The following is an 8,425-nucleotide window of genomic DNA, read 5'->3' on the forward strand; positions in this document are numbered from 1 at the left end:
AAGCGCGTGCTGGACAGCTTTGTGAGTGTGGGGTGAGCGACTTGGAGCGTGACATGGAGGAAAAAGCAGGATCGAAGCCGTCCGTCCGCAGGCGCGCCGACGAAATCAAGCCGTTCCGCTGCAAGAATCTGATCGCGGTGCTCGAAAACCCTACCGACGTGAAGAACATCGGCACGGTGATCCGCAACGTGAACGCCTTGGGTGTCGAGAAGGTCTACGTCGTCGACCCCCACCATGCACTTCCTGACGATTGGCAGGAGCTGCGCGAGGCGAAAGGCGTGTCGAAAACCTCTGTCTCGGCCGTGAAATGGACATTCGTCAAGCGCTTCGACAGCACGGATGACTGTCTCGACTACCTCGAAAAAAATAGCTTCAGGTCGATCGTCACCTCGCCTCATGTGAAGGGCAAGACCTGCATTTTTCTCCACGAAGGCGACTTCACGCTTCATCACAAGCTCGCGGTCTGGTTCGGCAGCGAGGCGATGGGGACCAGCGATCGCGCGGTCGAGCGAAGCGAGATGTGCGTCAGCATCCCGATGTTCGGCATGATCGAAAGCCTGAACCTCGGCACAAGCTCGGGCATCGTCTTGTACGAGGTGGCGAAGCAGCGCCGCGAATATCAGAGCAGGTACCGGTTGCGAAAGCGACGGGGTGAGCGCGCAGTCCCGTTGCCGACCGTCATCCCGCCTAAAACCTAGGCGCGGAGCGCATCGTCAATCCGGCCGCCGCCGGTAGTTCGGGTCACGCAGCGTAAGCATGTAAGCGACAAGGTCGTCGACCTGCCGCTCGCCCAGGTAGAAATCCATTTCCGACGGATAATTGTGCGCGCCGCGCAGCCAGGTGGAGAGCGTCTCTGCGGTCAGGCCCTCCTGGTTGGCGATTGCCGGGAACGGCGGCGCGTTCGGGTTCGAGGACGAGCCGTAGCGGCCGACCGCATGGCAACCGTTGCACGACGCCTCGGCGAACGCCTGGCCCGGCAGCGCGGTGGCCGACGCGCCCCCGGCCGGGGCGGCCGACGGGACGCTCTGACACGCCGCCAGCGGCAGCGCGACGCAGAGCAGGTGAAGCGGCTTCAATCTCATCTCCGACCTCCCGTCGTTGGCTGTCGGAGAATGAGACGACTGCCGCACGCGCGTAATGCGGAAAAACCCCTAGTCGCCTCGCGCCGCCTCAGCCTTCCGGCGCCTGGGCCGGCACCAGCAAGGCGTCGACCCGCTGCACCGCGCCGTTCGAGACCAAAGTCTCCTCGACCAGCCGGGCGCGGGCGCCGTTCGCGCCGGCGACAAGGATCGCGTCGCCCTCGCGGGTGAAGGTCAGCATGCCGCCCGCCATCGTCCGCATCTCGACCGGTTCCGTGCCGCCGCGCGCCAGCGCCGCCTCGAGATCGCGGCGGGAGACGACGCCGGGGACGATATGCGCCCGCAGCAGCGCCACTGCCTGCGGCCGCAGCGCCTCGCCCTTCAGCTCCTCGGCGCGGCCCTCGCCGAGCGCGGCGAAGGCGGAATCGTCGGGCGCGAACAGGGTGTACGGCCCGGTGCCGCCGAGCAGCTCCAGCAGCCCCGCATTGCGCGCGATCTCCTCGATCCGCCCGAGATCGCCGTCCGCCTCGATCGCCACGGCAACCGTCCCGCTGCCCGGCTCGACCGCGGCCGCGGCGCCGTTCGCTTCGGCCGCATTGTTCGCCTCGCCGCCCGTATCGCAGCCGCCGGCGAGCAGGGCCGCGGCCGCCGCGACGGCGGCGCCCCAACGCGAGAGAGTCATCTCTGTTCTCCTGTCATGCCCGGATCGCTCAGGCGAGCAACTGGATCACGGCTCGGACGAGCTGGGTGGTCGGATCGACCTGATAAAGGTAGCCGTCGCTGTAGCGGTACCACTCGTCCGGCGTGTCGTAATATTGGTCGCGATAGGCGTAGGGCACGTTGTAGACGTCGTAGCCCGCCGGCATCGCCTGGCCGATCGACCAATCGTCGCCGGCGAGCAGGCCGACCAATTGCTGGATCATCTGGGTCTCGGGATCGAGCCCGTAGACCAGCCCGTCGGCGTAGCGATAATCATAAGGGTCGTCCCAGCCGTAATAGTCGCGGTAATAATCCGGCACCGGATCATAGGCGTAGTCGGCCGGCCAGACATTGTTCAGCCAGAGCGCGCCGCCCGCCAGCGGGATGAAGCCGGCGACGATCCCCGTCGGCTCGAGCCGGTAGAGGCTGCCGTTCCAGTAGCGATACTCGTCGCCGCGATAGCGCGGCCACCAGTTCGCATACCAGCTGCGCTCGGCCTGCAGCCGGCGCAGCTGCCCGGGCGGCAGGCAGGCGGCGTTCTGCCGCGCCAGCCCCGGCGGGCAGCCGCGCACGAAGCCGCGATTCGGCGCGGTACGCAGCCGCACGATCTCGGCGGGGTTGGCGACGCGCACCGCGCGCCGTTCGATCCTGCGCTCGGCGCGGCGCTCTCCGCGGCGAACCTCACGCTCGGCCCTGCGCACGTCTTGCTCGGCGCGGCGTTCGACCCGGCGCACATTGCGCTCCTCTCCGCGCTCCGCCCGGCGGTCGGCATTGCCCTGGCCGCGATTGCCACGCTCGGCGCGCGCTTCCCGACCGCGCGAGCCGCGATCCGGCCGCGCCGCGCGCTCGCCGCGCTCGGCGGCGCGTCCGCGATTGGCGGCCTGGCCTTTGCCTTCGCCGCGGTCGCGCTGCTCGACGTCATGGCCCTTGCCGTGGCCACCCTGGCCGCGCCCCTGCCCCTGCGCGTGGAGCGGCGCCGCGAGCGCGATCGCCGCCGCGCCCGCCAGCAACATCAGGTTACGCATAAACGATCTCCATCAACTCGCGTCGGCAACGGCGGGGGCGCGCACATTGTTCCGCCCGGGGCCGGGGCGGATTCGTCCCCTGAAATGTCGATTTGATCGAATCCGGCTTATCGTTCCGGCTCCGACTCATCATGCGGCGGCGAGCCCGCGAAGGAGGAAAAGATGATCACCAATGCCGCCAGCGGCACCAACATCGCCGAGGTCGCCGAGGGCGTCTATCGGATCAACACGCCGGTCGAGATTCCTGGGGAGCAATTCTCGTTCAACCAATATCTGCTCGTCGCCGACGAGCCCCTGCTCTTCCACACCGGTATGCGCGCGCTCTTTCCGCTCGTCCGCGAGGCGGTGGCGACGGTGATGCCGGTCGAGCGGCTGCGCCACATCGCCTTCTCCCATGTCGAGGCCGACGAATCGGGGTCGCTCAACCTCTGGCTGGAGGTGGCGCCCGAGGCGACGCCGCTCTGCGGCACGGTCGCGGGGATGATCGCCGCCGACCTCGCCGACCGTCCGCCGCGCGCGCTCGCCGACGGCGAGACGCTCGATCTTGGCGGTCGCATTGTCCGCTGGATCGACGCGCCGCACGTGCCCCACGGCTGGGATTGCGGCTATCTCTACGAGGAGACCGGCCGCACCCTGTTTTGCGGCGACCTCTTCACCCAGCCCGGCACGGGCGCGAAGCCGCTGGTGGAGGACGACATCCTGACTCCAAGCGAGGAGTTCCGCCTCGCGATGGATTATTACGCGCACGGGCCGAACACCGGCGCGGTGCTCGAGAAGATGGCGGCGACTCGGCCCGAGACCCTCGCCTGCATGCACGGAAGCGCCTGGCGCGGCGACGGCGGCGCGATGGTCCGCGCACTCGCCGCCTCCCTTGCCTGAGGGCGGCGAAAGGTTTGCGCCCCCGCCGTCCCGCCCGGGGACAGGCCGAAATCGGCGCTGGCCAGAGGGCCGGAAATCCGTAGGTTCGGGCCATGGCACAGACCGGACCCACGCTCGCAGGCTTCCGCGTCCCGGCCGGGCTGGCTTTCGCGGTTAAAGGCCTCATCGTCCTCCTCGCGCTCGCCTTCGCCTGGCAGGTGACCCGCCTCGCCGCCTCCGAGAGCCGCGCGCCGGCCCCCGCGAAAGCCTCGCCCGCCACCCCCGCGCCGGTGCAGGCGCAGCGCTCGGCGCCTCCGGGCCCGGGCGGCCCGGCGATCCGCCACCTCAATCTCGACCGCCCGCTGCGCCACGGCGACTATGCCTGGGACGATTCGGGCGTGCCGCCGGGGCGGGTTCGCATCCTCGTCGATCTCGGCCGCCAGACCCTGTTCGTCTTTCGCGGCAATCACGAGATCGGCCGCGCGGTCATTCTCTACGGCACCGACGAGCAGCCGACTCCCTTGGGCACCTTCCCGATCATCGAGAAGGACGAAGATCACGTCTCCAACCTCTACGACGCGATCATGCCCTGGATGCTCCGCCTCACCAACGACGGCGTCGCGATTCACGGCTCCAACGTCCGCTACGGCTGGGCGAGCCGGGGCTGCATCGGTGTCCCCGACGAGTTCGCCGCCCTGCTCTTCGCGCAGGCGCGGCTCGGCGATCCCGTGACCGTGATCGACAGCTCCAGAGCCTCGACAGCCGCCTGAGCCTCTTCTACCCGAGGCGCATGGACCAGGCCCGCGCCGACACGCTGACCCGCACGGGGATCGACGCGCTTCGCCGCGGCGACGCCGCCGCCGCCCGCGCCGCCTTCGAGGCGATCGCCGAGGAAGGCGGCACCCCGCCCTGGCTCGGCGTCGCCCGCGCCTGCAACCTGCTCGGCGACGCCGCCGGCGAGGAGGCCGCGCTGCAGCGCCAGCTCGACGCCGACAAGCGCGATCTTCCCGCCTTGCTGGCGATGGGCGAATTGAAGGCTCGCCTTGGCGACGAGCGCGTCGCCGGTCTCTTCTTCCGCACCGCGCTCAACCAGGCCTCGGTGCAGCCGCAGGTGCCACAGGCGCTCCATCCCTTGCTCAACCGCGCGCAGGCGTTCGTCGCGGAAGCCCAGCAGCGCTACGAAGCGCATCTCCAGGAGAAGCTCGACGAGGCGGGCCTCTCCCCCGCCGCGGCTTCGCCCCGCGTCGGCCAGGCGCTCAATCTGCTGCTCGGCAAGACGCAGCTCTATCTGCAGCAGCCCAGCATGTTCTACTTCCCGGGCCTGCCGCAGCGCCAATTCTACGAGCGCGGCGAGTTTGACTGGCTGCCGGCGGTCGAGGGCGCCTTTCCGGCGATGCGCGAGGAGCTCCGGGCCGTGATCGCCGACGAGCGGGAATTCGATCCCTATGTCGCCGCCACGCCCGGCCGCCCGGCGCCCAACAATCAGCTGCTCAACGATCCGAGCTGGGGCGCCTGGTATCTCTGGCAGAACGGGGCGCCGGTCGCGGGTCATGCCGAGCGCTGCCCGGCGACGATGGCGGCGCTCGAGGGGGCACCGATTCCCGTGATCAAGGGCCGCTCGCCGATGGCGCTCTATTCGCTGCTCAAGCCCGGCACGCACATCGCGCCGCATCACGGCATGCTTAACACCCGCCTGATCTGCCACGTCCCGCTGATCGCGCCCGAGGGCTGCGCGCTACGCGTCGGCGGCGAGACGCGAGAATGGCGCGAGGGCGAGGCCCTGATCTTCGACGACAGCTTCGAGCACGAGGCGTGGAACCGGGCGACAAGCACCCGCATCGTCCTGCTCTTCGAAATCTGGCGGCCCGAAATCGGCGAGGCGGAGCGCGCCGAGCTCACCACCCTGTTCGAGACCGTGGACCTTTACCCGTCCGGCGACGGGCCCGACGCGTGACAAGTTTGTTCTCCCTGCGCCCGCCGGATTGGAAGAACGGCGCTTTCGCCAAGCTTCGCGTTGAAGGCTCCGCGCCAGCGGCCTAACTGGCGAGCGATGTCGAGCGCCTCGCCTTTCCGGTATCGCGATTATCGGGCCTTCTGGCTGGCGCGACTGGCGAGCACGATCGCCAACACCATGCTCGTCGTCGTGATCGGCATCCACGTCTACGACATCGCCCGCGAGACGATGACGATCCGCGAGGCGAGCTTCTGGCTCGGCATGGTCGGGCTCGCCCAGTTCCTGCCCCTGTTCCTGCTCGTGCTCGTCGCCGGCTATGTCGCCGACCGGGTGGACCGGCGCTGGATCGTCCGCTTCTGCCTCGCCGCCGAAATGCTCTGCGCGGCGGGGCTCGCCGCCCTGATCTGGTTCGACGCCATGTCGCTCCTCCCCTTGTTTGCCGTCGCCGTGATCCTCGGCATCGGCCGCGCCTTCGCCGGACCCGCCTTGGCCTCGACCGCGCCCAATCTCGTCCCCGCCGAGCTGCTCCCCAGCGCGATCGCCCTGAACTCGATCGCCTGGCAGACCGGCGCGGTGCTCGGACCATTGCTCGGCGGCGGCGCCTATGCGCTCTCGATCAGCCTGCCCTACGAAGCCTCGGCGATCCTCTACGGCGTCTCGCTCGGCGCGATGCTGCTGATCCGCCCGATTCCGAAGGGCAATGCCGGCGCGTCGCGGCCCTTGCGCGCAGTGATTGAAGGCCTCGTTTATGTCCGCAAGAACAGGATCGTGCTGGGCGCGATCACGCTCGATCTCTTCGCCGTCCTGCTCGGCGGAGCGACCGCGATGCTCCCCGTCTATGCGCGCGACATCCTCCATGTCGGCTCGGAAGGCCTCGGCGCGCTCCGGGCCGCACCCGCGGTGGGCGCGGCGCTGACCGCCTTCATCCTCGCCCGCCATCCGCTGAAGCGCCGCGTCGGCGCGACCATGTTCTGGTGCGTCGCCTTGTTCGGCGTGGCGACGATCGTCTTCGGCGAGAGCCGCTGGATGTGGCTGTCGCTCGCCAGCCTGTTCGTGCTCGGCGCGGCCGACATGATCAGTGTCTACGTCCGCTCCTCCCTGATCCAGCTCCACACGCCGGATGCGATGCGCGGCCGCGTCTCCGCCGTCTCGGGCCTGTTCATCTCCGCCTCGAACGAGCTCGGCGAGTTCCGCGCCGGCCTCGCCGGGGCGGCGTTCGGCCCCGTCGTCGCCGTGGTCGGCGGCGGCGCGCTCGCCGTCGCGGTGACCGGTCTCTGCGCCTGGGCCTTCCCCGCGCTCCGCAAAGCCGACCGCTTCGTCCCGCCCGACGACCTCGTCCTCGCCGACAGCTCCGGCAAGGACCAGCCGCTCACCGAATTGCCCGCCGCCGCCGCGGGCCTCTCTCCTCAGCCAGCGAAAGGAACGAGCCCATGAAAGCCGCCAACATCCTGGAAACGATCGGCAACACCCCGCACGTGCGGATCAACCGCCTGTTCGGAGACGCCGAGGTCTGGATCAAGCAGGAGCGCGTCAATCCCGGCGCCTCGATCAAGGACCGGATCGCCCTCGCCATGATCGAGGACGCCGAAGCCTCGGGCAAGCTCAAGCCCGGCGGCACGATCATCGAACCGACCAGCGGCAATACCGGCATCGGCCTCGCCATGGTCGCCGCGGTCAAGGGCTACAGCCTCGTCCTCGTCATGCCTGAGAGCATGAGCCTGGAGCGCCGCCGCCTGATGCTCGCCTACGGCGCGAGCTTCGATCTCACCCCGAAGGAGAAAGGCATGAAGGGCGCCATCGCCCGCGCCGAGGAGCTGATCGCCTCGACGCCGGGAAGCTGGATGCCGCAGCAATTCGAGAATCCGGCCAATCTGGAAGTCCACCGCCGCACGACCGCGCGCGAGATTCTGAACGACTTCGCCGATTCCCCCATCGACGTGCTGGTCACCGGAGTCGGCACGGGCGGCCACATCACCGCCTGCGCGGAGGTGCTGAAAGCCGAATGGCCAAGCCTTCAGGTCTTCGCGGTCGAGCCGACCCTCTCCCCGGTCCTTTCCGGCGGCGATCCCGGCCCACACCCGATCAAGGGCATCGGCGCCGGCTTCATTCCCGCGATCATGGACACGAGCCGGCTCGACGGGATCATCCAGGTCGCACCCAACGACGCCAAGGAGATGGCCCGGCGCGCCGCGCGCGAGGAGGGCGTGCTGGTCGGGATCAGCTCGGGCGCGACGCTCGACGCGATCCGCCAGAAGCTGGCCGAGCTCGGCCCGGGCAAGCGCATCCTCGGCTTCAACTACGACACCGGCGAACGCTATCTCTCGGTGCCGGAGTTCCTGCCCGAGGCATGAGGATCGCGATCCTGTCGCCGGATCCGGCGGACGAAGGCTTTTCGACGCGCTGGCGCGAGGTCGTGGCGGAAAACGCCGCGCCGCTGGAGCGCGCCGGCATGACCGTCGAGACACGCAGCTGGGTCGCGGCGGACGATCTCGCCGCCTTCGATCTGGTCATGCCGCTGCTCGCCTGGGGCTATCACCGCGCCGGCGACGAATGGCGCGCGGCGGTCGATCGCTGGGAGGCGGAAGGCGTCAATCTCTGGAACCCGCCCGAGGTGCTGCGCTGGAACGCGGACAAGACCTATCTCGGCCGCCTCGCCGCCCGCGGCGCCCCGGTCGTGCCGACGCGCTACGCCGAGCGGCTCGACGAAGCGGCCCTGCACGACGCGGCCGAGGCCTTCGGCACCGACCGGCTGATCGCCAAGCCGCAGGTTTCCGCCTCGGCCTGGCAGACGATCCGCTGGTCCCCCGGCG

9 protein-coding genes and 1 pseudogene are annotated in these 8,425 nt (G+C 69.4%); 7 read left to right on the forward strand and 3 right to left on the reverse strand.

Features of this window, described 5'->3' with window-relative positions; genetic code table 11:
- Window positions 1-698, forward strand: a 698-nt coding sequence (locus ACT4N8_RS02665; protein WP_444856591.1) for a TrmH family RNA methyltransferase, incomplete at its 5' end; no start/stop codon positions are given.
- 15 nt (window positions 699-713) lie between these two features.
- Here the strand turns inward: ACT4N8_RS02665 and ACT4N8_RS02670 are convergent.
- From ACT4N8_RS02670 to ACT4N8_RS02680, 3 genes are all read right to left on the reverse strand, one after another.
- Entirely contained in the window at window positions 714-1,082 is a 369-nt protein-coding gene (locus ACT4N8_RS02670; protein ID WP_444856592.1) for a c-type cytochrome, read from the reverse strand.
- Between the two features lie 88 nt (window positions 1,083-1,170).
- Complete coding sequence (locus tag ACT4N8_RS02675) at window positions 1,171-1,761, reverse strand: fasciclin domain-containing protein (protein ID WP_444856593.1); 591 nt, start codon at window positions 1,759-1,761, stop codon at window positions 1,171-1,173.
- A gap of 28 nt (window positions 1,762-1,789) precedes the next feature.
- Window positions 1,790-2,803, reverse strand: coding sequence for a hypothetical protein (locus ACT4N8_RS02680; protein WP_444856594.1), 1,014 nt, complete (start codon window positions 2,801-2,803; stop codon window positions 1,790-1,792).
- Between the two features lie 162 nt (window positions 2,804-2,965).
- Here ACT4N8_RS02680 and ACT4N8_RS02685 point away from each other — a divergent pair, with 162 nt between their 5' ends.
- From ACT4N8_RS02685 to ACT4N8_RS02710, 6 genes and pseudogenes are all read left to right on the forward strand, one after another.
- A complete protein-coding gene (locus tag ACT4N8_RS02685; protein ID WP_444856595.1) occupies window positions 2,966-3,682 on the forward strand; it encodes an MBL fold metallo-hydrolase in 717 nt (238 codons plus the stop codon).
- A 92-nt stretch (window positions 3,683-3,774) separates the two neighbouring features.
- The gene (locus ACT4N8_RS02690; RefSeq protein ID WP_444856596.1) at window positions 3,775-4,431 is read left to right on the forward strand and encodes a L,D-transpeptidase family protein; all 657 of its coding nucleotides are present in this window, start codon (window positions 3,775-3,777) and stop codon (window positions 4,429-4,431) included.
- Window positions 4,432-4,451: 20 nt separating this feature from the next.
- Entirely contained in the window at window positions 4,452-5,615 is a 1,164-nt protein-coding gene (locus tag ACT4N8_RS02695) for an aspartyl/asparaginyl beta-hydroxylase domain-containing protein (protein WP_444856597.1), read from the forward strand.
- A gap of 96 nt (window positions 5,616-5,711) precedes the next feature.
- Window positions 5,712-7,049 (forward strand): MFS transporter, encoded by a 1,338-nt coding sequence (locus ACT4N8_RS02700; protein WP_444856598.1) that lies wholly within the window; start codon window positions 5,712-5,714, stop codon window positions 7,047-7,049.
- Window positions 7,046-7,966 carry a cysteine synthase A gene (cysK, locus tag ACT4N8_RS02705; RefSeq protein ID WP_444856599.1) on the forward strand — a complete coding sequence of 307 codons (921 nt, stop codon included), beginning with the start codon at window positions 7,046-7,048 and terminating at the stop codon, window positions 7,964-7,966. Before ACT4N8_RS02700 ends, cysK begins: the two co-directional genes overlap by 4 nt.
- Window positions 7,963-8,425: pseudogene (locus ACT4N8_RS02710) on the forward strand (ATP-grasp domain-containing protein); the annotation flags it as partial. The gene cysK and the pseudogene ACT4N8_RS02710, both read left to right, overlap by 4 nt.

It is taken from the genome of Sphingosinicella sp. (assembly GCF_052387495.1).
In the GTDB taxonomy this organism is placed as follows: Bacteria; Pseudomonadota; Alphaproteobacteria; order Sphingomonadales; family Sphingomonadaceae; genus Allosphingosinicella.

What these genes read in the sequence shown, in the direction of transcription:
- ACT4N8_RS02680 (WP_444856594.1), bottom strand. Translation starts at nt 2,803, where the DNA reads ATGCGTAACCTGATGTTGCTGGCGGGCGCGGCGGCGATCGCGCTCGCG.
- ACT4N8_RS02685 (WP_444856595.1), top strand. Translation starts at nt 2,966, where the DNA reads ATGATCACCAATGCCGCCAGCGGCACCAACATCGCCGAGGTCGCCGAG.
- ACT4N8_RS02700 (WP_444856598.1), top strand. Translation starts at nt 5,712, where the DNA reads ATGTCGAGCGCCTCGCCTTTCCGGTATCGCGATTATCGGGCCTTCTGG.
- ACT4N8_RS02695 (WP_444856597.1), top strand. Translation starts at nt 4,452, where the DNA reads ATGGACCAGGCCCGCGCCGACACGCTGACCCGCACGGGGATCGACGCG.
- ACT4N8_RS02690 (WP_444856596.1), top strand. Translation starts at nt 3,775, where the DNA reads ATGGCACAGACCGGACCCACGCTCGCAGGCTTCCGCGTCCCGGCCGGG.
- ACT4N8_RS02670 (WP_444856592.1), bottom strand. Translation starts at nt 1,082, where the DNA reads ATGAGATTGAAGCCGCTTCACCTGCTCTGCGTCGCGCTGCCGCTGGCG.
- cysK (WP_444856599.1), top strand. Translation starts at nt 7,046, where the DNA reads ATGAAAGCCGCCAACATCCTGGAAACGATCGGCAACACCCCGCACGTG.
- ACT4N8_RS02675 (WP_444856593.1), bottom strand. Translation starts at nt 1,761, where the DNA reads ATGACTCTCTCGCGTTGGGGCGCCGCCGTCGCGGCGGCCGCGGCCCTG.